22 protein-coding genes and 1 tRNA gene are annotated in these 25,712 nt (G+C 59.1%); 10 read left to right on the forward strand and 13 right to left on the reverse strand.

The genetic code is table 11. The features are described 5' to 3' along the window. From DW850_RS10375 to DW850_RS03380, 9 genes are all read left to right on the forward strand, one after another. The coding region (locus tag DW850_RS10375; protein ID WP_233540599.1) for an FHA domain-containing protein at positions 1-591 on the forward strand (591 nt) is incomplete at its 5' end. Between the two features lie 6 nt (positions 592-597). Further along, positions 598-1,014, forward strand: coding sequence for an FHA domain-containing protein (locus DW850_RS03340; RefSeq protein WP_006235180.1), 417 nt, complete (start codon positions 598-600; stop codon positions 1,012-1,014). Further along, complete coding sequence (locus tag DW850_RS03345) at positions 1,011-2,810, forward strand: Stp1/IreP family PP2C-type Ser/Thr phosphatase (protein ID WP_117786231.1); 1,800 nt, start codon at positions 1,011-1,013, stop codon at positions 2,808-2,810. Before DW850_RS03340 ends, DW850_RS03345 begins: the two co-directional genes overlap by 4 nt. Before the next feature lie 16 nt (positions 2,811-2,826). Further along, the gene (locus DW850_RS03350) at positions 2,827-5,697 is read left to right on the forward strand and encodes an FtsW/RodA/SpoVE family cell cycle protein (RefSeq protein WP_117786232.1); all 2,871 of its coding nucleotides are present in this window, start codon (positions 2,827-2,829) and stop codon (positions 5,695-5,697) included. Between the two features lie 132 nt (positions 5,698-5,829). After that, positions 5,830-7,791, forward strand: coding sequence for a Stk1 family PASTA domain-containing Ser/Thr kinase (gene pknB, locus DW850_RS03355; protein ID WP_117786233.1), 1,962 nt, complete (start codon positions 5,830-5,832; stop codon positions 7,789-7,791). 644 nt (positions 7,792-8,435) lie between these two features. Continuing rightward, complete coding sequence (gene xerC, locus DW850_RS03360; protein WP_117629697.1) at positions 8,436-9,683, forward strand: tyrosine recombinase XerC; 1,248 nt, start codon at positions 8,436-8,438, stop codon at positions 9,681-9,683. 218 nt (positions 9,684-9,901) lie between these two features. Next, positions 9,902-10,147, forward strand: coding sequence for a hypothetical protein (locus tag DW850_RS03365; RefSeq protein ID WP_117629696.1), 246 nt, complete (start codon positions 9,902-9,904; stop codon positions 10,145-10,147). Between the two features lie 9 nt (positions 10,148-10,156). Next, complete coding sequence (locus DW850_RS03370; RefSeq protein WP_117629695.1) at positions 10,157-10,543, forward strand: hypothetical protein; 387 nt, start codon at positions 10,157-10,159, stop codon at positions 10,541-10,543. A gap of 608 nt (positions 10,544-11,151) precedes the next feature. Beyond that, a complete protein-coding gene (locus tag DW850_RS03380) occupies positions 11,152-11,730 on the forward strand; it encodes a hypothetical protein (RefSeq protein WP_117629693.1) in 579 nt (192 codons plus the stop codon). Positions 11,731-11,772: 42 nt separating this feature from the next. Here the strand turns inward: DW850_RS03380 and DW850_RS03385 are convergent, their stop codons facing one another. The 8 genes from DW850_RS03385 to DW850_RS03415 all read right to left on the reverse strand — a co-directional run bounded on the left by DW850_RS03385 (position 11,773) and on the right by DW850_RS03415 (position 20,919). Continuing rightward, positions 11,773-12,510: a metallophosphoesterase gene (locus DW850_RS03385; RefSeq protein ID WP_117629692.1), complete on the reverse strand. Its 738-nt coding sequence runs from the start codon at positions 12,508-12,510 to the stop codon at positions 11,773-11,775. Further along, a complete protein-coding gene (locus DW850_RS03390; protein WP_117629691.1) occupies positions 12,510-13,235 on the reverse strand; it encodes a metallophosphoesterase family protein in 726 nt (241 codons plus the stop codon). The genes DW850_RS03385 and DW850_RS03390 overlap by 1 nt, the downstream gene beginning before the upstream one ends. Continuing rightward, entirely contained in the window at positions 13,232-13,870 is a 639-nt protein-coding gene (locus tag DW850_RS03395) for a hypothetical protein (protein WP_117629690.1), read from the reverse strand. The genes DW850_RS03390 and DW850_RS03395 overlap by 4 nt, the downstream gene beginning before the upstream one ends. 271 nt (positions 13,871-14,141) lie before the next feature. Continuing rightward, the gene (locus tag DW850_RS10485) at positions 14,142-14,267 is read right to left on the reverse strand and encodes a hypothetical protein (RefSeq protein WP_255413310.1); all 126 of its coding nucleotides are present in this window, start codon (positions 14,265-14,267) and stop codon (positions 14,142-14,144) included. Positions 14,268-14,454: 187 nt separating this feature from the next. Continuing rightward, positions 14,455-15,654, reverse strand: a complete 1,200-nt coding sequence (locus DW850_RS03400; protein WP_117786234.1) for a relaxase/mobilization nuclease domain-containing protein — start codon at positions 15,652-15,654, stop codon at positions 14,455-14,457. Further along, on the reverse strand, positions 15,641-16,228 hold the full coding sequence (locus tag DW850_RS03405) for a ribbon-helix-helix protein, CopG family (RefSeq protein ID WP_117629688.1): 588 nt from the start codon (positions 16,226-16,228) through the stop codon (positions 15,641-15,643). The genes DW850_RS03400 and DW850_RS03405 overlap by 14 nt, the downstream gene beginning before the upstream one ends. A gap of 624 nt (positions 16,229-16,852) precedes the next feature. Continuing rightward, entirely contained in the window at positions 16,853-17,497 is a 645-nt protein-coding gene (locus tag DW850_RS03410; RefSeq protein ID WP_233540600.1) for a hypothetical protein, read from the reverse strand. A 65-nt stretch (positions 17,498-17,562) separates the two neighbouring features. After that, entirely contained in the window at positions 17,563-20,919 is a 3,357-nt protein-coding gene (locus tag DW850_RS03415) for a hypothetical protein (protein WP_117629687.1), read from the reverse strand. Between the two features lie 172 nt (positions 20,920-21,091). Between DW850_RS03415 and DW850_RS03420 the strand changes: the two genes are divergently transcribed. Next, complete coding sequence (locus DW850_RS03420) at positions 21,092-21,292, forward strand: helix-turn-helix domain-containing protein (RefSeq protein WP_233505692.1); 201 nt, start codon at positions 21,092-21,094, stop codon at positions 21,290-21,292. A 718-nt stretch (positions 21,293-22,010) separates the two neighbouring features. On the opposite strand, the gene DW850_RS03425 is transcribed toward DW850_RS03420, so the two are convergent. The 5 genes from DW850_RS03425 to DW850_RS03445 all read right to left on the reverse strand — a co-directional run bounded on the left by DW850_RS03425 (position 22,011) and on the right by DW850_RS03445 (position 25,504). Continuing rightward, a tRNA-Arg gene (locus DW850_RS03425) sits at positions 22,011-22,086 on the reverse strand. Between the two features lie 135 nt (positions 22,087-22,221). Continuing rightward, the gene (locus tag DW850_RS03430) at positions 22,222-22,620 is read right to left on the reverse strand and encodes a DUF956 family protein (protein ID WP_117736764.1); all 399 of its coding nucleotides are present in this window, start codon (positions 22,618-22,620) and stop codon (positions 22,222-22,224) included. Positions 22,621-22,740: 120 nt separating this feature from the next. Further along, positions 22,741-23,661, reverse strand: a complete 921-nt coding sequence (locus DW850_RS03435; protein ID WP_117564942.1) for a PTS system mannose/fructose/sorbose family transporter subunit IID — start codon at positions 23,659-23,661, stop codon at positions 22,741-22,743. A gap of 16 nt (positions 23,662-23,677) precedes the next feature. Beyond that, complete coding sequence (locus tag DW850_RS03440; RefSeq protein WP_089573274.1) at positions 23,678-24,496, reverse strand: PTS mannose/fructose/sorbose transporter subunit IIC; 819 nt, start codon at positions 24,494-24,496, stop codon at positions 23,678-23,680. 18 nt (positions 24,497-24,514) lie between these two features. Next, positions 24,515-25,504 carry a PTS sugar transporter subunit IIB gene (locus tag DW850_RS03445; RefSeq protein WP_089573275.1) on the reverse strand — a complete coding sequence of 330 codons (990 nt, stop codon included), beginning with the start codon at positions 25,502-25,504 and terminating at the stop codon, positions 24,515-24,517. Positions 25,505-25,712: the final 208 nt, after the last annotated feature.

The following is a 25,712-nucleotide window of genomic DNA, read 5'->3' on the forward strand; positions in this document are numbered from 1 at the left end:
AAAAGCCGTGCCGCCAGCGCCCCGCGCGCCGGCCAGCAGCAGTTTGCTGCCCCGCAGCAGCAGCGCCCCGCCGCCATGCCCCAGCAGCAGCCGACGCCTCGCGCCGCCGCTCCCGACCCGCTTTCCGTGGCAGACCCCTTCGCGCCTAGCGTCCCCGACCCCGCCGCCGCACCCATCCCGGTGCCGCAGACCGTCTCGCGCGACGCGCTTGCCGGCATGGGCGGAGCCGCCGCGACCGGTGCCGCCGTGGGCCTAGGCGCCGCAGCCGGCATCGCCTCCAACATGGCGAGCACTCGCGCCCCACAGCGCCCGCTCGCCCAGCTCGTCGACGTCGTGAGCGGCGAGAGCCATAGCATCACCTCCGCACAGGTGACTATCGGTCGCGAGCGCTCAGTTTCCGATATTGCCCTGCGCGACCCCAACGTGTCGCGCCGCCACGCCCAGCTCACCTTTACGGGCTCGGATTGGTCGATCGAGGACCTCAATTCCACCAACGGCACGCTCGTCAACAACCGCCGCATTACGCGCTGCCCGCTGCGCAACGGCGATCTGCTGACGTTTGGCCTGAGCACCTTTGAATTTAGGGGATAGTCTCTTATGAACATCGATATCGTCCTTTTTGCAGGCCGCATCGTCCTGGTCGCCCTGCTCTATATCTTCCTGTTCGCCGTCATGAAGACCGGCGTGGGACTTGTGCGCGGGCAGCGTCGCGACTCGGCTATCTGGACGATCGATGTGGACAAGGGTCCGCGCGGTATCCGCGGCATCCACGTAGACATGCTCGGCCCCGTCATCGTCGGTCGCTCGCCATCTTCGGACATCTGCATCAACGAACCGTTCGTCTCGGCCTCGCATGCGCGCTTTTCGCTGCAGGGCCCGGCGCTCATCATCGAGGACCTCAACTCGCTTAACGGCACGCTCGTCAACGGCCGCCAGCTCGTGGAGCCCGCGACGCTGCGTGAGGGCGACGAAGTCCAGATTGGCGACGTGGTCATGAAGGTGAACCGTCGATGATCGACGAGGAGAACAAGTCCGCAACTATGACCGAGGCACCGGCCGCCGCCACAGCTGCGCCGGCCCACGCCGCTCCGGCGGGCTCCGCACCCGTGGAGCCCGAGGACACCGTGTTCTCCCTGCCTCTTTCGCATGTAACGCATGATATTTCGGATCTCGCCGATAACGAGGACGAAGAGGATGCCGTAGCGGCGCCCATCGGCGCACATGCTGCGGAACAGCCCACAGCGCCCGAAGCAACCCCGGCGCCGGCTCACTTTGCAGAGCCCGTCGCCGCGGCAATCAACGAGAGCGCTGCGGTGTTTGCGGCACCCGAGCCCGCCGCGCCGGCGTTTCCCATAGCCCCGGCATCCGAGGTTGCGCCCGCGTCTACGCCGGCGCCCGAGCCTATAGACGTCAGCCCGCAAGACGACGAGTCGACCGCCCGCGTGTCCGAGGAGCCCGACTCCCCGGACACCGGCGATTCCGAATCAAACGCCGAGACCGACACCGTCTCTCCCGGTGACACAGCCGAGATCGACGTAGCCGCCGTTGAAGCCAAGCTCAAAGACCCCGGCTCGACCATGAGCTTTGAACCCCTGACCGAGGAGCGCATCGAGACCGACTCGACCTATGATGCCGGCACCACCACGCAACTCATGTGGGGCGCCCGCTCCGACGTTGGCTGCGTGCGCCCGCACAATGAGGATTCCTACCTGGTGCAGTCGCCGCTCTTTTGCGTATGCGACGGCATGGGTGGTCACGCTGCCGGCGAGGTGGCCTCTTCCATCGCCGTTGAGACTATTGCCAAGACGGCCCCGCAGTCCGCCGACGCCGCACGCCTGGCGGCAGCCGTCGAGGCCGCTAACGCCGCCGTAATCGAGGCCGCCTTGAATGGCCTGGGCAAGCCCGGCATGGGCTGCACAGCCACTTGCGCCTATATCGAAAACGATACGCTCGCCATCGCCCACGTGGGCGACTCGCGCGCCTACCTGCTCCACGAGGGCACGCTCATCCGCGTGACCCGCGACCACTCCTATGTGGAAGAACTCGTGGACGCCGGCGAGATTACGGCAGACGAGGCTCGCGTCCACCCCAACCGTTCGGTCATCACCCGTGCGCTGGGCTCGGACCCCGCCATGTATGCCGACCACTTCACTCTGCATATCGAGGAAGGCGACCGCCTGATCCTGTGCTCTGACGGCCTTTCGAGCATGATTCCCGATAGCGATATCGAGAACATCGCCACGCAGTCCTCAACCGCGCAAATCTGCGTCGACAACCTAGTGGACGCTGCGCTTGCCGCCGGCGGCCACGACAACGTGACCGTAGTAGTCGTTGACCTGGTTGACGATGGCGTTATGCGCGAGGCGCAGCGCGTGCGTCGCCGCAACATTACTATCGCCGCCATTCTGGCCCTCGTCTTTGTGCTGGCAGCTGGCATCTGGGCCTACACGGGTGTCACCGGCTCGTACTACCTGGGTACCTACCAGGGCAATGTCGCCGTCTGGCGCGGCCTGCCCGGCAAGCCACTCGGACTCAAGCTCCACTGGCTCGAAAGCGAAACCAGTATTAAGCTGTCCGACCTGCCCGAAGACACGCAAAACCGCCTCAAGGCGGGCATTCCGCAAACAAGTGTCGACGATGCGCAGGACACGATATCCAAGTACCGCCACCAGATCGACGAGGAGCAGACCCGCCAGGTGATTGACGCGCAAACGATTCGCGACAACACCAATCAGGGATCGACCTCCGAATCAGATTCCGAGAAAACCGCCGAACAGTCCGCCGAGGCCGAAGCCTCCGAAAAGAACTAGAAAGGGAGTGCCGCTTATGAGTCGCCGCAACACCGAGCTGCTCTTGCTCATCGCCTCGGCGTTCCCCGTCATCCTGCTGTATGCGATGTACGTGCTCACCGCGGGCGCCGCCATCTCCTTTGAGACGCTCGCCGTGCCGATCGGCCTCTTTGCCGCCTTCGCCGCGGCACATATCGCCGTGCGCATCTTGGCGCCCGGCGCCGACCCCGCCATCCTACCCATCGTATTTATACTTTCGGGCATCGGTATCACGTTCGTGACACGCCTCGCCCCCGCTCTCGCCATCGCACAGCTCATCATCCTGTTTGTCTCGGTGGCGCTCATGGTGGGAACGCTTGCACTGGTCAAAAACCTCGACGTGGTTATGCGCTACAAGTACACCTTTGGCATCATCGGCATCATTCTGCTGATGCTGCCCATCTTTATCGGCACCACGATCTCGGGCTCCAAGCTGTGGATTCGCATCGCGGGCTTTACCATCCAGCCCGGCGAGTTCGCCAAGGTCTTTATCGTCCTGTTCCTGGCCGGGTACCTGGCCGAGAACCGCGAGCTACTCTCCATCTCCAACCGCAAGATCCTGGGCTTTAAGATCCCTCGCCTGCGACTGCTGCTGCCGCTGTTTGCCGTGTGGGGTGTGTGCCTGCTCGTCGTCGTCTTCGAACGCGACCTGGGTTCGGCCGTGCTGTTCTACACCATTTTCTTGCTGATGCTCTACGTTGCCACGGGGCGCTTTTCGTATGTCGTTATCGGCCTTGCGCTCTTAGCCGTTGGAGCTGTGGGCGCCTACAAGTTCCTATCGCACGTTCAGGTGCGTTTCCAGGTTTGGGTCGATCCGTTTAAGGACGCCCAGGGCCAGGGCTACCAGATCGTCCAGTCGCTCTTCTCGCTTGCCGATGGCGGCCTGGTCGGTGTTGGCATCGGCAACGGCATGGCCAACAACATCCCCGTCGTCGAGTCCGACTTTATCTTCTCGGCTATCGGCGAGGAGATGGGCCTTTTGGGCGGCGGCGCCGTGCTCATCCTGTTTATGCTCTTTGCCGTGCGTGGCCTCACCACGGCTGCCCGCGCTAAATCCGACCTCGCAGCCTTTAGTGCCACGGGCCTTACCGCCGCCATCAGCTTCCAGGCCTTCTTGATCGTTGGCGGCGTAACCCGCCTGATCCCGCTGACCGGCGTCACCCTGCCCTTTATGAGCCAGGGCGGCTCCTCTCTGCTGGCGAGCTTTATCATCGTCGCGCTCCTGCTGCGCGCCGGTGACGAGGCGACCGGACGCGAGGCCGAGCTTACCGGCACCGGCACCATGGCCGCCATCACCGATGATCAGGTCGCATCTGCCGCCGCCCCGACGGGCACGCGCTTTGCCACCTCGTCTTCCTACGGCAGCGGCAGCCATTCCGTCGGCTCGCGCATGCGCCGTCGCCTGCTCGACACGCCTGAATCCGGTGTGCTCGGCCGCGTCGCGCTCGCCAACCGTCTAACCCGTGCGGTGCTCGCCTTTACGGCGCTGTTCGCCATCCTTATCGGCAACCTCACCTATGTCCAGGTCATCAAGGCCAAGGACTATCAGGATATGCCGACCAACAACCACACCATCGCCCGCTCCAAGTACATCCAGCGCGGTTCCATCATCACGTCCGACGGCGTGACGCTGGCCGAGTCGCTGCAGCAGGAGGACGGCACCTACGTACGCTCCTACCCCAACGATAACCTGGCAGCGCACGTGGTTGGCTACGTGAGCCAGCAGTATGGCACCACCGCCATCGAGAGCGTCATGAACGACACGCTCACCGGCTCTAAGGATTACTCCAGCTGGAACAACGCCATCGCGTCGCTCGCGGGCCAGACCCAGCCGGGCAACACCGCCAAGCTCACCATCGACTCGCGTATCCAGACGGCGGCCGAGCAGGCACTCAAGGGCTTTAAGGGCGCTGTAGTGGTCATCGACCCGCGTACCGGCGCGGTGCTCGCATGTGCCAGCTCGCCCACCTACGACAACACCAACATCGATGCCCTGCTGCAGACGGGCGGCGGCGAGGACGGCTCCATGTACAATCGCGCCATGGACGCGCTGTACACGCCGGGCTCCACGTTTAAGGTCGTTACGCTTTCCGCGGCACTCGAGACCGGCACCGCCAGCCTTACCAGCACCTACCAGGCGCCCGGCTCCATGGACATCGGCAACGCGCCGGTCACCAACTATGCCAACGAGAGCTACGGCACCATCAGCCTGCAGCAGGCCTTTGCCGTGTCCTCCAACGTCGTCTTTGGCCAGGTGGCAAACGAAGTTGGCGCAAACACGCTCGTGCAGTTTGCCAACGCCTTTGGCTACGGCCAAAAGCTCGGCCAGGACCTGACCTCCGCGGCCTCCATCATGGCCGACCCGTCGCTCATGACCGAGTGGGAGACCGCCTGGGCCGGCGCCGGCCAGCCTGTCGGCATGGACCACACGCCCGGCCCGCAGACCACCGTCATGCAAAACGCCGTGATTGCCGCCGCCATCGCTAACAGCGGCGTGGTCATGGACCCGTACTTTGTAGCCCAGGTACTCGCCCCGGACGGAACCGTGGTCAAGACCACGCAGTCCCGCTCGCTGGGTCAGGCCGTCAGCTCCGCCACGGCCGACCAGGTCAAGCAGGCCATGCTTGCCGTCGTCCAGTCCGGCACCGGCACCGATGCCCAGATCCCCGGCGTCAAGGTCGCCGGCAAGACTGGCTCGGCCGAGACCGGCGGCACCAACGTCAACTCGATGTTCGTTGGCTTTGCACCTTACGATTCACCCACGGTCGCTATCTCGGTGGCCTTAGAGGATTACGACAAGCATGACGTCAAGGCCGCCAAGATCGCCGGCATCGTCCTGACCGCGGCGCTTGCCGCGCAGGGAGCGTGATGCCCATGATCGAATCGGACACCCGAGGCGCGCCGCGGCCGAAGAGTTAGCGGCAACGCGCCACACGGCCCCAGCGGCCACATCGTAGGTACTACACACATCGTTGAGCGAATAGTTATGTTAGGAGCAGGAATGGAACAGAGGGTCCTCGGGGGAAGATACCTCCTCAAGGATAAGGTGGGGACAGGCGGTATGGCGACCGTCTACCGTGCACAGGACCAGGTCCTCGACCGCACGGTGGCCGTCAAGATCATGCTGCCGCAGTATGCTGGCGACGCAACCTTCGCCGCACGCTTTAAGCAGGAGGCCCAGGCAGCAGCCGGTCTCTCCTCCCCCTATATCGTGGGCGTCTACGATTGGGGCAAGGACGGCGACACCTATTACATCGTCATGGAGTACCTGCGCGGCACTGACCTTAAGAGCGGAATCAAGAGCCACGGCGCCCTCGACCCCAAGAAGGTCGCCCAGATCGGATCGCAGATCAGCTCTGCACTCTCGGTCGCCCACAAGCACGAGATCATCCACCGCGACATCAAGCCGCAGAACATCATGGTGCTGCCCGACGGCAACATCAAGGTCATGGACTTTGGCATCGCGCGCGCCAAGAACAGCCACCTCACGCAAGACAACAACGTGCTGGGAACTGCCCACTACGTCAGCCCCGAGCAGACCCGCGGTCAGGACCTCGGCCCCACCTCGGATATCTACTCGCTGGGCGTCGTGATGTACGAGTGCGCCACCGGCCGCGTTCCCTTTGACGGTGACGACGCTATCTCGGTCGCACTCAAGCAGGTCAACGAGCTGCCTATTCCGCCAAGCCAGATCAACTCCGGTGTCGACGCCGACCTTGAGCGCATCATCCTCAAGTGCATGGAGAAGGACCCGGCAAACCGCTTCCAGACCGCTGACGAGCTGCGTCAGGTGCTCAACAGCTACCTGTCGGGCCGTGCCGTCAACATCTCGGAGCCCACGCGCATCATCGGTGCCCCCGGTGAGCTGGGCGCCACCAAGACTCGCGAGCTTTCCGATCAGACGCGCGCCATGGTGCGTCCCGTCTCGGGCGTGAGCGGCCAGAATACCGCCCGTAGCTCGGTTTCGGGCTCCACCGGCTCCTACGAGGTCGAAAAGCCCAAATCCAACAAGAACAAGATCATCGCCGCTGTGGTGGCAGCTGTTGCCGTCATCGGCATCGTTGTGGCCTTTGCTACTGGGCTCTTTGGCGGCGAGCAGGTCCCCGTGCCCGACGTGCTGGGCAAGGACCAGCAGACTGCCGTCGAGCTGATCAAGGAAGCCGGCCTCGAGGTCGGCACCATCGACCAAAGCTACAACGACGATGTCGACGAAGGCAAGGTCGCCGAGCAAACGCCCAACGGCCACACCAAGAAGGCCAAGGGCACCAAGGTGAACCTGGTGATCTCCAAGGGCCCCAAGCCCTCCGAGAAGGTTGAGGTTCCCCGGCTTGTCGGCCTGACCAAGGACCAGGCAGAAGCCGCGCTGGCAAGCGTTGGCCTGAAGGGCAACGCCTCCGAGGAGGCCAACGAGGCCGATGAGGGCCAGGTCTTTGAGCAGGGCACCGAAGCCGGTAAGGAAGTCGAGAAGGGCACGACCATCTCGTATAAGGTCTCGAGCGGCCCGGATACCACGTCCGTCCCCGACCTGACCGACATGACCGAGGCCCAGGCGCGCAACGCCCTCGATATGGCAGGCTTTGGCGTCGACGTGAGCTACCAGGAGAACGACTCGGTTACCGAGGGCACCGTGATCAGCTGGAACCCCAGCGGCAAGCAGAAGCCCGGCGCCACGATTACCGTAGTCATTGCCAAGAAGTCCGGCAAGGCCTCCGTCCCGGGCAACCTATACGGCAAGAGCATTTCCGCCGCCGTTACCGCGCTCAACAACGCCGGTTTCTATAACATTGGCTTCTGTGACCAGAACGGCAATCCCGTGAGCGGTAACGAGGATGCCACCGTTACGGGCGTCTCCCCCACCGGCAAGCAGTCCACCGACAGCACGATTACGCTGACGGTTGCACTTTCTGGCTCGGATTCGGGTTCGGGCACGGGCACGGGCGGCGATTCCGGTACGACCAACTAAGTCGCCACCCCACCGCTCATTTCGGCTCTCGCCGCAAACATATTCGCTCACAGGCGCCCGCTTGCTTCCCCAGCAAGCGGGCGCTTCGTTTTTGACATGACATGAACCAGAAGAGCCCGGCACCGTAGCGGTACCGGGCTCGATATTCCTCTGGTGCCCCCGGGCGGATTCGAAAACTCCCCCCGCGGGGAAATGAGTGACGCGGGTGTCGACGGTCCGAATCCGGCCCTTAGACCAGAAGAGCCCGGCACCGTGGTGGTACCGGGCTCGGCAAATCTCTGGTGCCCCCGGGCGGATTCGAAAACTCCCCCCGCGGGGAAATGAGTGACGCGGGTGTCGACGGTCCGAATCCGGCCCTTAGACCAGAAGAGCCCGGCACCGTGGTGGTACCGGGCTCGGCAAATCTCTGGTGCCCCCGGGCGGATTCGAACCGTCGACACCCGCTTTAGGAGATATGATTTAATGCTACCCCCTACCATTCATCAAGCATCATTGAACATCATATAACCGCAGATAAACATAGCAGTTTGCGTCTTTTGCCTCCGGTAGCTGCGCCTATGCTTTTACAAACATATTACTAACGGCTTTAGCTAAACTGCACTCAATGAATTGTTGAAAACTATTCAAAGAAACGGAGTGCAAAGATGTCAGAACAGCCACTCATTAGCGGAAGAGGCACGTGTTGGAAAGACAAGAGATCACCTAACACCTATCGCTATTATTTTTCCCTTGGAGTCAAGGACCCGAAGACAGGGCGCTACAAACGATCCCCAACTTATACGGTTCGTTGCAAGACTAAAACAGAAGCTAAGGCTGCAATGCAGGCCAAGCTGGCTGAAATCAACTCCTCTGGCACGATCACTAAAACTAAAAAGCCCACTTTGCTTGCGTCCTACTGCTGGGCCTTTCATGAAAATAGGGACACCGAGCTTGTGCCAACGAGCTATGAAAGAGAAGCGTACGATTGCAGGCATATCGAAGACCTATTCGGTGCGTTTCAGACAATTGAGGGGCTAACTCCCGATCTAATCGAAGAAGCATATGCCGAAGCTCGTCGTACGGGAAAATACAAACCATCAGAGCTTGTACGAATCAATTCAAAACTGCGTCAGATTCTGTCGAATGCAGTCGCAAAGAGAATAATTGACCGAAACCCCTGCGCTACCGTTCATGTTCGCAGACCACGCAACAAAAGAGAATCACTGACAATCGACCAAGTAGCTACCCTATGCACACATCTTCAACACATTGAGCTCACCGCCGAAGCTGTTGGTACGCTAGTACTAGTGTATACGGGTATGCGGAAAGGCGAGATGCTGGGCCTCGAATGGCGCGATTGGGACCCTGCCAATAAAACCTTGAAAATTGACAGGCAGTACACCAACGACCATGAACTGAGGGCACCCAAGTCACAAGAAAGCCAACGCAAAATCCCCGTTGGAGAAACCTTGGCCGAACGCCTTCAATCATGGTCAGCCATACAAAAAGAGCTCCTGGCCTCTCTGGGGCTGTCCCAGACTGGCAGCACTCCCATCATTAGCGATATTGCTGTCAAGCAGGGGGTCCCTACTGTCTGTCACATGAAAAACTACATCTTCAACCATTGGTTTCGCGATTTCGCAGTTAGCTGTAATCTTGGAATCTATGAGCCGAACAATTCGACTGGCGGAAAACTATATAAGGGCATCTGCCCGCATCAGCTCAGGCATTGTGTAAGCACTTTTATGCTGGCGAACGGATCGGACGTTAGAAGCGTGCAAGGTATTCTTGGCCACGCGGACCCCAATATCACGCTCAAAACGTATACAAGCCTCGTTCAACAATCAGAAATAAAAGCAGTTAAAGGCTACGAAGACTTCATCAACGCCTATATACAGAAAAGCGAGAAATAGCATGTCATTCATTCATCGTTTCATCAATAATATTACGGTACTATACTACTATTTCCGCAGGTAGACGCTTTATTTGATTGACATCTAATGAGTTTTAATAGATTCTAAAGCTGTCAGATGGCTACGCATGTAGTCATAAAAACCGGCCCCCCAAGTGCTTATGAACCTGGTAAGTCTTACAAGCACAGGGAGGGCCCTCATTGAAAGGATAGCTCATCATGGCTACTCCACAGATTAGCACTCAGGCGTCCACACCGACTTTCCCCACTGGTGCCGCTCAGTGCGATCGGTTACTCCGCGTTAACGATATCCGCGAACTCACTGGCTGGAGCGAAAACACCGCGCGCAAGTTTATGCGCGAGTCCGGCAAGCTCATCCAAATCCATCGCTCGAATTACATGTTTGAAAGCTCATTCTATGAGCTTTTCAAGCAGCTTGAAGGTCGTACCGCCCACCTTGACTAGGCGGTAAACATGAGCGAGCTACCGTCAATTTCCGACATATTCAACGATGATGTTACCGAGCAACGAAAGATTATAGAGAAAATGGATAAAGCTATTTTTATTTCAGTGCCCGAGTGGGCGTGCTGCGTCACCACCGTTGCCGCCGAGCGTCTCATCCTCGGCCTCGTATGGAAGTTTGGAAAACCTTCCAAAAACAAACGGCCCATGGGCTTTTGCGCTAGAAGCAAATGGATTGAGGATCACTACCACTTGAGCAAGAACACGATATCCCGAGCCTATACTTCTCTAAAGGATAAGGGGTATATTCAAAAAACTGGTGATGGCAGCTGGATGCTTAATTACGCTGCAATCTACCGCGCCGCGATCGAAAACGCTTGGGAGCCCCCGAAATCTTAAGTCCACAGCCCGACTATCGACGTGGGCTTCTGTCAAACAACCGAGTTAAAAACCACTGAGCCAGAATCCGCTTCAATAGAAGATGATTCTGGCTCAAATGATATCCGACCATTCACGCAGCATGTCTACCGCAATCTGGCAAGAATCGAGGACGGGGAAACCGTCATCGAGGTCGTGAAGGTCGGTAATCGCCAGGCGTCTACAAAAACATGCCGCGGATGTAAAATGAAGCAGGGTCGAACCGAAACAGTTCCCGGACAATTGGCGTCCGGCCAGACACTTCGATTCGACCCTTTCTCATACCTGCATCTAAAATACTCCCATAATCATTCTCGACATCTTTAACGCCATCACTCTCCCGCCACCAGCACGTCGTAGGTGCTATTTTCAACGAATCGATATGACCGCCCATTCATGTTCTTTAAGGCACGTGATACCATGAAAACGTGCGGTATTTCTCCAATCGAAAACCTGCGTGAACGTATGACTTGAGACGCTTTTAGAACTCACCAAGCGCAGGACAAACACAACTCAACAGCGGCCGCGTATTTGTTCCCAGCCGTACGGCATGGCGGAGCCATGCCCATTGTTGATTGGAGTGCCGCACGATGACAGACAACCCGAACGACAGAAAAATCAGCGAGACGCCCGGCGCGAAGGACGTCCTCGATGAGGCCGCCGAGCAGATTGAAAAGGCTTGGCGAGAGAAGCTGCTGCGCGAGACCGCCGATCTCAAGACCGAGAACGCGTTACTCAGGGCCCAGCTCGACGAATTCAACCGCAAGCTCGTCGAGGCGAGAGACCGGAACGAAAGACTTGAGGCCGACTGCAATGAGCGGGTCGCCTTTATCGAGGAGAAGTTCGAGCTCGACACCGCGAGCATCGAGCTCGAAAACAATGAGCTCCATGCCGCGAGCGTCAGATACCTCGCCGATGCCAGGGAGCTCAGCAGGCAGGTCGTCCAGCTCCACGCCGAGGCTGAGGCCATGTCCGATGAGATCGAGCGTCTGCGCGTCGAGCGTGACGCCGCGTTGAAAGCCCAAGCCGAGCTGAGCGATGCGCTCCTGGCCCAGCGCGACCTGATGGCCGAAGTCGCCGCCCTCAAGGACCGCCTCGCCGCCTCCGAGCGGCGGGCGACCGTGGCCGAGGCCAAGGTCGAGGTCATGACCAAGATGAGGGGCGAGTAGTCCCGCGCCCTTCCTGTCAGGTAACTGATTTCTAGAAACCTTCTAGAGCGCTTTTAGAAGGTTTCTAGAACCGGGCGCAGCATCTTCGATCGGCACGATGTCTCGATAGATAAGGCGATGCCTGGTGTCGCACCATTTATCGCGATGGTAGTGACCGAAGAACCAGACGCGGTAGCCGAGCCGTCCGTCGAGCTCACCCAGGAAGGTTTGCAGCGGATCCCCGCGGTACTCACGTCCGCGTTCGCGACACAGCTCTCTAGCCAGGGCAGCAGGAGCCTCGTGAGTCACAACGTAGTCGACCTTCCAGCCCACGCGGTCGAGCGAGGAGCGGCAGTGTTCCGTCTCTTTCTCGCTCGGCATCTCCTCGGGCCACCAGCTCCTCCCCTCCTTGCGATACTGCCTGTCGTTGCTCGCGGCGCCGCCCATGGCAAGGACTGTGAGCCCGTCGATATCGAACACCTCTCCGCGCATCAGGTGCAGCACGTGCGGTCGTGCCTCATGGACGAGCCCGCCGTTCCACTCCCGCACCGGCAGCCCGGCCAGGGCGTGGTGGTTCTCATGGTTGCCGTCTACGAAACACGTGGTCCAGGGCTTCGACTCGAACCAGTCGAGCCAATACCTCTCAGCATTCGAGCCATCCCAGACAAAGCCGAAGTCGCCGGCCACGATCACCGCGTCATCGCGCGTCAGGGTCCGGCCCAGCGGCCAATTTTTGAATGCAAACCGGCTGGACCCGTACTCGGCCCTGCCGTGCACGTCGCCTGTCACATAGACCGTCATCAGTACGCACCCCACGGCAGGAGTTTGTCCCCGAGCCTCACGATCCGGTCATACAGCACCGTGTGCCGTTCGTCCGGGTTGCCGTCTCGGTGAAAATGACCGTAATACCAGTGCTTATAGTCCAGGCGATCCTCGATCTCGTCGAGGAATCCGGTCAGCCGGTCCACATCAGGGCGTTCCCAGCCCGGGTCCGGGTAGAGCGTCGGCGAGAGCATGCGCGTGGCGCAGGTATGGGTGATGACGCAGTCGACCTTCCAGCCGACCTCGTCGAGCTTGGCCCGCGCGGCATCGAATTCGCGCTCGTCCGGAAGCTCCTGAGGCCACCAGCTGGAATACGGCACGCGGTATTCCCTGTCCACGCTCGTGGCACCGCCCATGGTGAAGACCGTCGAGCCGTCGAGCTCGAAGACCTCCCCGCGCATGAGGCGGCGGATAGACGAAGTATCCGACAGGCGTTGCGTCAGCCCACCGTGCCACAGTTCCATGGGTCGCTCCGCCCAGTGATCGAAGCGCTCGTGGTTGCCGTCGACGAACAGCACCGTGTAGGGGCGCGACTCCAGCCAGGCGATATCGGCGCATTCCTCGGCAGAGAAATCCCACGGAAAGCCAAAGTCGCCGGCGACAATGAGGTAGTCATCGCCGGTAAGGCTATCCCCAAGCTCCCAGTCGCGGAGCTTTTGCATGTCGAGCCCACCGTGGATGTCGCCCGTCACATAGACCGTCATCGAATCACCTCTTCCCTCTTGTACGCCGCCAGCTCGCGCTCGACCTGCCTGTCGCCGGTCTCGTTGACCCACCAGGGCCATTTCACCCGGCCGCACGGCTCGCCGACTCCGGCGAACCACTCCCTCAGCTCGTCGAGGCTCACCGGGGAGTGCCCGTTGGCATCGCAACCGACGTCGTAGCGCAGAAGGCCCTGCTTGCGGTTGAACTCGTTGTACGCGCCGCCGCTGCTGTGGATGTGCCCGTGGAGGTGCCACGATCCATGGCTCATGCCCTGCCAGTCGGCCATGGGGTAATGGCTCAGGACGATCTTCTGCCCGTCGATCTTGAGCACGCAGATCGGCGGCTCCACGGTGAAGGCGCCCGCGACCGCCGGCTGGGTCCAGTCCTTGTCGTGGTTTCCCGGGACGAGGTGGATGCGCCTGCAGGCGATCCGCTTGCGCAGCCCGTAGGCGTCCTGGGCGGTCATCTTGAATGAGAAATCACCCAGGATGTAGAGCTCGTCGTCCACGGCAACCCTGCCGTTGATGCTGTCGACGATGGCGTCGTTCATCTGCCAAATCGTCTCCCACGGGCGGTCGGTGAACTTCAGCACGTTCTCATGCCCGAAGTGGGTGTCGCTGGTAAACCAGATCATATTTATGTCTCCTTCTGTCGCTAAAAAACGTTCTCCTTCGAGGTCAGGAGACGTTTTATGAGCGACATGAGGTGCATATCCCTCATGTTTCAAGCTCCAATCTGTCGGGTTTGCCCAACTAAAAGTTTACGCCCACGCGCCCACGCGCGAACAGGATTCGATTTTTGAAATATGGACGAATTCCTCGTCAGAAGGGTAGAATGGTGCCGACGGCAGCCCAAGTTGTAGTGAGCTGGGCAGAGCCGTTGCTTAATAGAGTTAGGTCATCGTCTTAGCGACGGTGGCCTTTCTTTTTGGGCTTCGAGCCCTGCTTGAGTGCCTTGGAAAGGCCGACAAGGGCCGTGAGGAGCGAGACCGTAGCGGTCAGGAGCTTCACGAGCTCGGTGAAATCGGTCATGGGCATCACCTCCCATCGAATGGAGGGCTCTGCCCGGCACGAGGGCTGCCGACAGCAAGGACGATTCTATCAGAGCGGCTGACTCCCGCCGATCAATTCATACTCCTCACCCTCGCCGAATTGCGAGCATGAAAGAATCGGCACTGGATGGCAGCACGCTAGGGCACCGACGATAGGCTCTCCAAAACTAGCGAGGCGTGTCTCCGCGAGCGTAATCGCCTCGGTCGACCGCACGATCGACCTGCGGCGAGATGTCGATGTTGCCACCATGGGCTCGGCCTGCGGCGCGAACGCGGTCATCGCCAGCATCGGGAACGGCGCCGGCGTAACGGTTTCGAATCTCCCTTGCGTAACCGCGCCGGGCAAGAAGCTCATCACGAACCGCCGGATCCTCGAGCAGATCTTCATCGCACTTCGGTGCGATGAACTTAGGGAAGAGATTGTAGGCGACGCCCTTGCTCGCCTCTGCCTGCTCGACCCACGCCGAATACGCTTTCTTAAGCCGTTGAATGTAAATCTCGCAACGCCTCTCATAAGGAAGGGCTCGCTCGGCTTCCAGCACGTTATTTTTAAAGGCCGCCTCAAGCTGCTTGATCGCAAACCGCCCGTCAAGACGGGTCAGGTTGAAAGTGCATTTCGGATTGCCGGCCTCCTTGATATCGAGATCCGTCGCATAGACTCGGTTGTTCTTAATGAAAATCTCTACGCCCCATGAGGCAAGTAACTTTTTGAACTGCTCCATAGTCTTCGGGTGATAGTCGTTGATTGCAATATGGATCAACTCGCGCAAATTGTTTTTATAGCTGTACTCTCCCCGATCGACAATTTTCTTTTCAGTGTCGCGCGGCTGTCGGTCTCGAATCTTCGAGTTCTTCTTTCCCTTTTCGAGCTGAGCGAGATTCCAGGCCTTGTCCATTTCACGAACCCACGCAGCGCGTTCGTACTTTCCGCGACGCCCACCCGTCTCGCAACGCTTACCCGTCAAAAGATCCGTGCGGTTAATCGCCATATGGACCGCGTAACGTTTTCCCGCCTTATCGCTTTCCTCATGCAAGGCGACAATCACTTGTTGATGCGGGTAGTGTTTCGCAAGCCATTGCTCCGCGTAGGCCATACATGCATCGGGGGTCATCTTGCCTCCGTTGCAGCTGCACTCCTCGGGAAGAAACGCAAGAACCTGATGAAGCATCGTTATGTTCTTCGCGCCGGCACGCGCAGGCCTGTCGTGATGAAACATCTTCCGCGTCATAGCCATCTCGGAAAACCAGTACTTTCGGTTCGCGAGGTTCCAGCCGCCGCGGGCCAAAGCGTACTTTCCGTTAATGTACTTGCGCACGTTCTTCGCATAGCGCTCGGACGAAACACCTTTCTGCTTAACGACGGTCATTTTGATCACCGCCGACGAAATAGCGCTGTTCGAGTTCTTCGATAAAGAGAGTGACTTTGCGGGCGTTCTGGTAAACCTTTTCAAGCGTTCGGAAAACTGCCTTCTCGTTGTAGGCCGGAAGACCTTGCGCGTGCACGAAGTACATCAGCTGGTTGAGGTTCGTCCCCTCGCGATACAGCTCGTGATAGATTTTTGCGACCTGGCTCATATCGAAATCGATCATCTCGATTTTCCCGGCCAGCATCACGCGGCGGGCATACGCACTGACGGTCGTGCCGAGCGCATCCGCCTGCTTGCGAATCGCCTCGTGCTCGCCATCGGTGACTTTGACGTAAATAACCGCCGAGCGCTTTTCGTTCGAATCCTCTGAAACGGTTTGCAGCTTTTTGCTACGGCCACCGTTCTTATTTTTGGAAATGGCTAGATCATCGAACGATTCATTCCAATGAATCAGTGCATAGCGAATGAATTCGGCTTTCGTCATGCCCGCCTTTTCTGCCAAAGCGGAAAGCGTTTCGTATTCTTCAGAAGTGAGTGTCGCCTTAACGGTGTACGGACGTTTGCAACTCATCATTCATGCCCCCAGGAAAGCAGAGCGAATCGGTGAGGCCACCGATTCAAAACCGATATGAGATTGCTTTCCTTTTTAGGAGCGACTGACGTCGCGCCGATTTTTGAAGTGACGCCGTCGCTTCCCTTAGAGAAATGAAGGCGAACTTCATTTCTAACTTTATCGCCGTGTGAGGTGTTAAACAAGATGTGTTGGCAGATAAAGGGGGCGAGTATGGCCCCATTTATCTAGCCCAACACCAATCTTGCAATCACCGGGACGGCGATTGGGCGAAGCGTAGCGTAGACACGAAATGAGAGGCCTCGTTTCGAGCGAAAGGCTTCGCGGTGTCGTAGTGTCAGCGGAGACCGTGAGCGGAAGCGAATTTTTAACGCGAAGGATGCTGAGTGTTAGAAATTCGCTGTAGCGGACTCCGGGCGAGGGCTGGAGCAAGTTGATGGAAGACCTTACCGATTTGCGGAAGGTTTTGCCCGAAGCATCCGGCACCGCCGAATTCTTTTGGAACGGCCTCTCGTTTGATTGCTTTCCTATCGTTTGCTCCCAGACTGGGCGTCTAAAAAAGGCGGCCGAACCGGCCGCCCGCAAATTAACATTTACCGAATGTAAGAGGAGAGGAACATATGTCCATCATTCCCAGTGACCGGCAACATCGACGACCCAATGCTGCCCCGTAGCCTTCTGTTCATAATGTCCCTGGTCCTCAGAGGTAGTATACGAATCATTGATATATGCTCCATGGTCTTGACCTTGTTCCCACATTGCGTCACTATGAGCTGACCAAGCGGCTATAGAATCGAAAGATGCACCGCATGCACTACAAATGTAACGTTCATGACGCGTATATACCACATTCGGCACCCAGACCTGGCTGTAATCAGTCTCCCAGTGGCCCTGCTCGGCAACCCACTTCTTCTGGCTACCGCCGTTGGAAGAGGAATTGTTGCTGCCAGAGCCCTGCGAATTGCCGGAATTCTGCTTGGACTGGGAGGAATCGCCCTTGCTGTCCGACTTCGAGGAATCGGAAGACTTGTTATCCTCCTTCTTGGAGTCATCGGACTTCTGGTCCTTGTCGTCGGATTCTTTCTTCTCCTCGTTCTTGGTTCCAGAGGTTTGCGCCGCCTTTTCTTCGCTTGGCTTCTTTTTGTCTTTATTCTTTACCGCTGTGGCGGCCCTTTCCGTAGAGCCGCTTCCTTGCTTTGCAACGCTGGCACATCCAAGTTGAGGTGCCGAAAGGCACACCAGAAGCGCAACGATAATAGCCTTTGTTCTCACACCGATCTCCCTGTCCATGAAACCAGGCGTTGGACACTAGCCGATATCCAACGCCCGACTCGCTTTTACATCTGCTCGCGGCGCTTCTTCCGGTCGAGGAAGACGCCGGTCGCCACGAGGACGGTACCGCCGATGACGAACGTCTCGCCGATGAGTCCCGCGCGGTCACCGGTCTGGGCGAGGCTGCCGGTCTGGGCGGTATCCGTGCCGGCGAGGTGCTTCGGGCTGTATGCCGCCTGCTGCTTTGCGACCTCCTCTGCCTCCTGTCGTGCGATCTCATCGGAAAGCTTCTGCTCCGCTGCGATGCGGTCGGACTTCGCCAACTCGTAGGCGGCGAGTGCCGCATCATAGCCGGGCTGGAGCTCGTCCACCGCGGTCTGCTTCTCGTCCAGGATGGCCTTGGCGGGCGCGACCTTGGCACGTGCCTCGACTGCTGCGGCGAAAAGCGCGTTGAGGGCGTCATCCGCGTTCGCGTCACGGCCGGAAGCGATCGCCGCGCCGGCATCGATGGAGTTCAGCTTCGACAGCTTGGCGTCTGCCTGCGCCTTCGCCTGTTCGGCGGCGGAGACCAGGGACTCGGCGGCGCCGGCGGCTGCCTTCGCGGCATCGAGTTCGACCTTGGTGTCATTGACGGCCCTTACTGCATCCTGCTCGCGCTGCTGTGCCTCTGCGAGCTTCGCGGCAAGACCGGTGAGGATGTCGAGGTTCGACTGTGCGTCCTCGAGATCGGTCTGGGAGCCGGTAAGCCTGTCGGCGGCAACGCCGGTGTCGGTCTTTGCGGCATCGACGGCACGCTGGGCATCCGCGAGGGCGCGTGCGGTGGCGTCCGCCTTTTGCTCGGCGGCGGCGAGGACGGTCGCTTTCTCGACCTGATCGGCTGCCGCCGCGTCATGGACGCTCTTTGCGGTATCGACCGCCTTCTTGGCGTCGGCGACGTCCTGGAAGAACTTCGCGAGGTCGGCGTTCGCATCGTCCACGCCCTGCTGCTTAGCAGCGGTGTCCGCCTTGGCGGAATCCAACTTAGACTGTGCGGTCGTTACGGCTGCGTTGGCGGCATCAAAGGCGACCTGCTTCTGCTGGACGGTCGACTTTGCCGTAACGACTGCCGCGTTGGCGGCATCGAGGCTCGATTTCGCCGCATCCAACCCAGCTCGGGCATCCGTGACGCCCTGCTGCTTGGCGGCGAGATCGGCCTTTGCGGCATCGACGGCACGCTGGGCATCGGTGACGTCCTGCTTCGCGGCATCGACGTCTGCCTGTGCGGAATCCGCTGCGACCTGCTTCTGCTGGACGGTTGTGGCGGCGCCGGCGGCTGCCTGCTGCTTGGATGCGAGATCGGCCTTGGCTGCGTCGAGTGCGCTCTTGGCGTTCTTGAGACCGTTGATATAGGAGATCAGCTTCTGCTCGTACTCGTCGACGGAGATGGGGTTCATGTTCCAACCGGAGCCGGACCAGCCGGAGATCTCTGCGGTGTAGCACTGCGTCTGAAGCCCGGACATGGTGCCCTTGGTGCAGGTTGCCATTCCCATAACGGCGAGTTCGGGATTGATGATGTTCATGTAATGGCCGACGGTGCCGCTGCTGCCGTTCTCCCAGCGGCAGTTGTCTGCAATCCAATGGTTGATTGCGACGCCGTTCTTTGCATAGAAATCATAGGCATCCTTGCCGACAAGACCGGTGACTCCATAAAGGGCCTCCGTTGCCTTGTCGAAAAAGCCCTTCTCCTGCTCGATCCACTGCCCACTCGGATCGATTCCGTAATTCCATGCCAGATTTTCGGCAAAATCATATTGACGGGCATGATCGAGCACGGTGTCGCTGTAGTTGGCATCCGCAATGGCACCGGCGATGAGCTTGTAGGTGACATGGAGCTCGGACAGGCCGACCGACTTGCGGTAGTCGTTGACGGACTTCATCCACCTGATCGCATTGAGCATGTTATCAAGGGACGTGGCGTCCTTGGAGTTGCCGACTTCGGTCTTTCCGGCATATTTGGCGTTCAGGATGATGTTGACTGCGTCATCGGCACCCATGGCACGGAAGAAGCCGATGGCTCCCTGCTTGAGCTGCGCGTCGGCGGAATCGAGTTTCGCCCGTGCCTCGTCGACCTTCTGCTGGGCGGCGGTCACGGCAGCGTCTGCGGTATCCTTCGCCGCCTTGGCGTTCGCGAGCTCTACGTCGGCGGCCGCCTTGGCGGACTCAGCGTCCTTGACAGCCTGCTTCGCGGCATCCAGCTTGGAGATGGCGTCGACGTTCGCCTGCTTGGCGGCATCGAGGTCGGCGTTCGCGGCATCGAGTGCGGACTGGGCGGCGTTCACACCGGATTCGGCATCGGCCGCGGCCTGCTGCTTTACGGAGAGGGACGCCTGGGCATCATTCAGATCGGCCTGTGCCGTTGCCGCAGCGGACTGTGCCTGCTCGAGCTCGGACTCGCACTGGGACTGTGCCGCTCGTGCGGCGGCGAGGGCTGCCTCTGCGTCCGCGACCTTCTGTTTTGCCGCATCGTACTCCGGACCGCTGGCACCTGCCTCCGCTGCAGCGAGGTCGGCTTTCGCCTTCTCGTAGGCGGCGCTGGCGGCTGCGGCCTTCGCATCCGCCGCGTCCTTGTTCTGCTTGGCTGCAGCGAGGACAGAATCGGCGGCATCCTTTGCAGACTGGGCCGCAACCAGCTTGGACTGAGCATCGGCAAGCGTCGTGTTGGCGTTGTTAAGTTCGGCCTGTGCCCTGTCCACGGCAGCCTGGGCGTCACGCACGGCCTGCTCGGCGGCACTGATTGCCTCCGGGGTGGCGCTTACGGCATCTGCCTTGGCTTTATCGAGGGCATCCTTGGCATTCTGGGCCGCCTTGATGGCGGACTGGTACGCTTCGTCCTTCTCGGATGCATCTGCCTTGGCGTCTGCGAGACCCGCCTTCGCCTGCTCGAGGTGCTTGCCGGCGGCATCGGCGGCGTCCTTGCCCTCCGCGACCTGACGGGCGTACTCGTCCATTGCCGCACGGTCGGCTGCCGTACCGGCGTTGACTGCAGAATCGTAGGATGCCTTGGCCTGGTCGCGGGCGGAAGCCGCCTCGTTGTAGGGGCCGGCGACCTCATCGTAGGATGCCTTGGCGGCGTCCTCCTTCGCCTTCGCCTCGTCGACTGCCTTCTGCAGGTCCGCGATGGTCTGTGCGGCGGATTTCGCGCCGGCACCGGATGCCGCGCCGGCGTGGGCGGCGATCGGCGACATCACGGCGGGGTGCTGCGTGCCCCCGTCACCGGTCTGGGCGAATGCCGTGAACGGTGAGATGAGGCTCGATCCGGTCATGGCGGCCATGGTCGCCGCGGTGACGGTCAGACGCGCGATCCCCTTCGGAGTGTGAATCTTTTTGCTTGGCAGTGCGGCGAAGTGATCGCCACCGGCAGCGAAATGCTTTCCCTGAGTCATTGTGCTGTTCCATTCCTTTTCCGTGCCCTATCCGACTGGGCATCAGAACTCTTTCCAATAAAGGTAATTATGCGCCTTAACAGGGATTGTTGTATATAGTCCGTTGGCATAAATACAACAATCCATGACTCTTTTTGTCATGGATACGAAGACGCTTCAGAAATCATTCGGCATGAGATGCAAAGAGCTCCGCGCTGGACTCGGGTACAGCCAGGAGCAGTTCGCCAATTTGATTGAGATGGATCGTTCCTACTACGCGAGCATTGAAGTCGGACGAAGAAATGTCAGTCTTTCTAACCTCTCTAAAATTGCCAATGGATTCAACATATCAATTGCTGCACTTATGACTGGTGTCAGCGATAAATCGGATTAGTCCATCAATCAGCGAACGAAGTGAGCGAATAAATCGGCGGCGTAGCCGGCGGCAAGGACACGGTACGTGGCCGCGCAGCGAGCTTCGCGAGCGAAGGGGGACAGCATCGCTGTCCCTATCTTTATCGACGGCTTAGTCGGCGGCAAGGACACGGTACGTGGCCGCGCAGCGAGCTTCGCGAGCGAAGGGGGACAGCATCGCTGTCCCTATCTTTATCGACGGCTTAGTCGGCGGCAAGGACACGGTACGTGGCCGCGCAGCGAGCTTCGCGAGCGAAGGGGGACAGCATCGCTGTCCCTATCTTTATCGACGGCTTAGTCGGCGGCAAGGACACGGTACGTGGCCGCGCAGCGAGCTTCGCGAGCGAAGAGGACGGCATCGCCGTCCCTATATCTTTATAGTATATTTCTCTATTAATTGGTTTCACCAAAATGGGTATTGCGCAAGCTTCTGAACAGGCGTTTTTATCAAAAACTCAAAGCAGCCGAATCATCAAAATGGTGAAATTTTTTACCCAAATTGAGGAAGCGCTTCACCAAAATGGAACCGACTAACGGCTGTTGAAAACTTTTTATCCCCAAAATGGTGATTTCCTGTTTTCAGTGGAAAACTCGGTAAGTTAAATTATTTACTTACCAGATTTACAAACAAAAGCAGTTCTTAACCCTAAAACCAGAACAGGTCAGAAGCAAAATTAACTCCTGACCTGCGATTTTTCTGGTGCCCCCGGGCGGATTCGAACCGTCGACACCCGCTTTAGGAGAGCGGTGCTCTATCCCCTGAGCTACGGAGGCATGTTGTACTAGTGTAGCAGATTTACTGCATCGCTATACGTCGCATGACTAGACTTCGAAGTTGCGATGGAATAGTTCCTGCCTAAAGCATCTAAAGCCGTATATCAGAGCTATTTCACCACAACTTATGGGGAGCTAGTCGCCTTTATGGAAGAGGCTTTTGATGACGGAGGGGATGCTCTTGGCGCCCTTGGCCGTCACATCGATAAAGTCGGGCGAACGAACGAGCTTGTCCTCGTCAATGTACTTACGCACCGCGCGAAGCGTTTCCTTGTCATTGCGCGTCGAAAACGTAAAGTGGCCATTCTCTTTGGTAAAGATGGCAAAACGCGTAATCTTCTTGGTGCCGCGCAAAACCTCGGCGGCAATATAGTCGACCTCGTCCCACGGGATTTGGATATAATCCTCGGGATTACGCTCGTTATAGTACTCAAACGCCTTATTGCCCACCATCACGTTACCGTGACTGGTAAGCCCCATCAGGCAGGTTGCCGGCGTTGCCAAATCGACCGTGCTGTTCTGAGATTGCGCCATACGCGCCTCGCCCTCCAATAAAAACAATCGGACCGCATCCAGTGTACCCACCGGGTGCGGTCCGTTTCAATGGCTCAAAAGCCCTTGCCTAGCAACTCTCGGTCTTAAGCCGAAGCGTGCTTACATGAAGCCGCAGACGCGACCGATGATGCCGACGGCGAAGAGAGCCAGGATGATGACGATCGGGCTGACCTTCTTCTTGAGGAGCTTGCAGACCAGAAGGGTCAGGCACACGGCGGCAAGGCCGGGGATGAGCTGATCGAGGTTGGCCTGAAGCGTGGTGACCTTCACCGGGTCGAGTGCGTTGGCACCGACAGAGCTGTACATCGTCAGTGCCTGCTTGATGCCCTCAGAACCGGCGGGCAGGTTGGCCCAGTCGATATAGGCGCCAGCAGACTGCGTGACCTTGGAGACGACCGGGGTGAAGGAGATGGACACCCAGCGCTCGACCAGGGCGCCGATGATGAACATACCCAGGATGGAAGCACCCTCGGTGACCTTGCCCATCAGACCGCCGGAGAGGTCCTTGGCGATGGAGGAGCCGACCTTGTAGCCAAACTCCTGCGTGTACCACAGGAAGGCGTAGCGGATGATGTTCCACGCGAAGAAGAACAGCAGCGGACCGGCGATGCTGCCGGACAGGGCCAGGGAAGCGCCCAGTGCGCCCAGAATCGGGCGAAGGGTGAACCAGAAGGCGGGGTCGCCGACGCCGGCGAGCGGGCCCATCATACCGACCTTGACGCCCTGAATGGCGACGTCGTCAATCGGAGCGCCGTTGGCGCGCTCCTCCTCGAGGGCGAGGGTAACGCCAATGACGGGGGCGGAAACATAGGGGTGGGTGTTATAGAACTCCAGGTGGCGCTTAAGAGCGGCAATCTGGTCATCCTTGCTGGTGTAGAGCTTCTTGATCGCAGGGATCATTGCAAAGCACCAGCCGCCGTTCTGCATACGCTCGTAGTTCCACGAGCCCTGAAGGAACTGATGACGGAAGCAAACCTTCTTACGGTCAGCCTTGGTGAGCTGAATCTTGTTCTCTGCCATATGTATCACTCCCCTCCTACTCGTAATCGTTCAGAATGTCGCCGAGCGGGTCACCGGAGCCACCGCCCATGCCGCCACCCTGCTTGGCCAGATCCTTAAGGCCAAGGTAGATGAGGGCAAGGGAGATGCCGATGAGGCCAAGGGCGATCAGCGTGAGCTGAGGGATGGCAGCAAGGACAAAGCCGAGGATGAAGAACGGCCAGGTCTCCTTGGTGGCCATCATGTTGATGACCATGGCGTAACCGACGGAAGCGACCATGCCGCCGCCGACAGCCATGCCGCCGGACAGCCAATCGGGCATAGCGTTAAGCGCGTTGGTAACGGCCTCGGCCGGGATGATGCACAGAAGTACTGCCGGGATGGCGATACGAACACCCTGCATGAGGATGCCGGCGTACTGCCAACGCTCGATGCCGGCGAAGTCGCCCTTCTCGGCGCAGGCGTCCATGCCGTGAACCATAGCGGTAGCCAGGGTACGGCAGATCATGGTCAGGAACAGACCAGCGACCGACAGCGGGACGGCGACGGCGATGGCGGCGGTAACGGCCTTGGCCGAATCGGTGGCGCCACCGTTGAGGGCGAGCACCATGATGATCGAAGAAGCGACCGAGGCCAGAGCGGCGTCAGGCGCGACGGCGGCGCCGACGTTAGCCCAGCCAAGGGCCATCATCTGGAGCGAACCGCCCAGGAGGATGCCCTCCTGAAGGTGACCGGTTACGAGACCGATAAGCGTGCATGCCACGAGCGGCTGATGGAACTGGAACTCATCCAGAATACCTTCCATACCGGCAAGCAACGCGACAATCGCAACAAGCAGAATAGTGATTGCAGACATGTATCGGACCCTCCTTTACTATGCTTGAGCGGCCAGTTCGGCCTTAGCTTTCTTCAACATGGCGTCGAGATCCTCGGAGGAATCCGAAGGAACCTTGCGGACCTCGAACTTGACGCCCTTGGCCTTGAGAGCCTCGATGGTCTTGACATCGTCATCGCCCATAGCGACAGCGTTAGTGACGACGACCTTGCCCTTGGAGTGGGCCATGGAACCGATGTTGGCTTCCTTGATGTCGACGCCGGCCTCGATGGCCCTGAGCAGATCCTGCGGGTTCTCGAACAGCAGCATCGCCTTGGTGTCGCCAAAGCGCGTGTCCTTGACGACCTCGGCCATCTTCTTGATAGGCACGACGTTGGCGTGGACTCCCGGAGGGGCAGCCTGCTCGATCATGGTCTTGCGGAGCTCGTCGTGAGCAACGCCGTCGGAGACCACGATGATGCGGTTGGGGTTGATCTGCTTGGTCCACGTGGTGGCCACCTGACCATGCAGCAGGCGCGTGTCGATACGGACGTGGGCGATCTTGATGTGCCCGTCGCCGATCACCGTTCCCGGAGGAATGGCACCCGCAGGAGCAGCGGCGGCCGCAGCCGGCTTCTTCTCCTCGGGCTCCAGAGACTCGGGCTTGACGCGCACGCCAGCCTTAGCCTCAGTCACGAGATGTTTTGCGATCGCATGTGCAGTGTTCTTTGCGTCAAAGCGCTGCGAATATGCCTCGATGAGCATAGGCAGGTTGACACCGGTGACGATAGCCCAGGAATCGTGGCCCTCGATGAGCCCGCTGATCTGGTTGAACGGCGTGCCGCCCCACAGATCAACGAGGAAGAGCACCTGCTCCTGGTCCTCGAAGGAAGCGATTGCTTCCTCGACCTTGGCACGGAAGTCGTCGGGGCCCATGCTCGGCTCGAGCGAGACCACGGCAACAGACGGCTGATCGCCAAAGACCATCGAACCCGTCTGCTTGATTCCAGCCGCCAAGTCACCATGGCTAGCAAGAACAATACTTACCATCACATAACCTCCTTTTTGTCTACGTATTTCCTACACGACAATAAAGGAGTATACCTGTTCGCCTTGTGGATTTATAGCTAAATTCGCAAACGGTTGCATTATTTGTTTAAACGTCTAAGTTTGTTACAAATTGATTACGTTGCTGATTTACAGCTCATTGCCTACTAAAACGTGATTTCCCAATTACTTTCACAGATATATACAGACA

The sequence above is a fragment of the Collinsella sp. AM36-4AA genome, from assembly GCF_003467795.1.
GTDB lineage: Bacteria > Actinomycetota > Coriobacteriia > Coriobacteriales > Coriobacteriaceae > Collinsella.